The sequence below is a fragment of the Candidatus Frankia alpina genome (assembly GCF_902806485.1).
GTDB classification, from domain to species: domain Bacteria; phylum Actinomycetota; class Actinomycetes; order Frankiales; family Frankiaceae; genus Frankia; species Frankia alpina.
The window spans coordinates 1-1,022 of sequence record NZ_CADCWT010000501.1; the positions used below are offsets into that span (position 1 = coordinate 1).

Consider the following 1,022-nt stretch of genomic DNA (forward strand, 5'->3'; position numbering starts at 1 on the left):
GCCATCGTGGGGTTCGCGCGTACCTTGCCCACAGCCGCGGAAGATTACTGGCTATCCCCGGGCGCGGAAGACCGCAACGCTGGCGGCCACCATCCAGACAGGGGCCAACAGCCCGGCTGAGTACGGCAGGCCGACGCCGAGCGTCGCGCCAATCGACACCGTCACAAGCACCGCACTCACGACGCCGCACCAGGTCTGCAGAACCCGGTGCGCGAAGATCAGCACGGCCGCGCAGGCGGCCGCGGCGATCACCCCCCACCAGGCCGCGTACTGCATCAGCGGGCACGAACCCCGGACTGCCTGGACGTCGTGCTCCGCCCCCAGGTCGCCGACGAGCTCATCCTGGGCCTCGGTGAGACGCTCGACGTCGCCTCTGTGGACGGCGGCCGGAGGCGATTCGCGATCGTCGGGACGGGCATTGGCCCGGTCCTCGGTAGCGAACGGCTCAGCACCTGCCTGTTGCTCCATCCTCGGGCGCTGACCACCGTCGCCCTGACCAGCCCCTGGCGCAACGCCCTGCTGCGCACGGCCCCCGGCGTCGCGCCGCAGACCGTGGCAGACACGTGGGGCGTCGCGCTGCCGCCGGCGTGCAGAAACATCAGGACGGCCTTGACCTGGCGGTTGAGGTCCGGCTCGTCGGTGAGACCGAGCTTCGCGAAGATCGAGTTGTTGTGCTTCATCCACCGCCAACTCGGACAGCACGAGGCCCGCGGCGATGACGGCATTACTCCAACCCTGCGCCTGTGGCCGAGCACCTCGCGTTGCCGCCGCGTGAGCCGGTCCAGCGCGCTGTCGCGACGCCGGCTGCCGGCGGCGACGAGCCTCTCGACGACCGCCGGGTCGATCATTGACTCCTTCACCGCCAATCTGCCTCAAGATCCAGCTAATTTAAATTCTTCGATCCCCGCACCCGCGATGACTCTGAGCTGCTCGCCCATACCGGGTTGGAATCCGTTTTCCACACGACAGTGAGCCTTTCCCGGTAACGTTTCGTCGCTTTGCGTGACATCAATGTGGTGTTG

1 protein-coding gene and 1 pseudogene are annotated in these 1,022 nt (G+C 67.7%); both read right to left on the reverse strand.

All coding sequences use genetic code 11. From position 1 onward, the window contains the following. Nucleotides 1–51: 51 nt before the first annotated feature. Entirely contained in the window at nucleotides 52–468 is a 417-nt protein-coding gene (locus G6R25_RS28515; RefSeq protein ID WP_235949545.1) for a hypothetical protein, read from the reverse strand. A 113-nt stretch (nucleotides 469–581) separates the two neighbouring features. After that, a pseudogene (locus G6R25_RS31105) lies at nucleotides 582–866 on the reverse strand (response regulator transcription factor); the annotation flags it as partial. Nucleotides 867–1,022 lie beyond the last annotated feature (156 nt).

Coding starts and splice junctions, on each gene's coding strand:
- G6R25_RS28515 (WP_235949545.1), bottom strand. CDS start 468: ATGGAGCAACAGGCAGGTGCTGAGCCGTTCGCTACCGAGGACCGGGCC.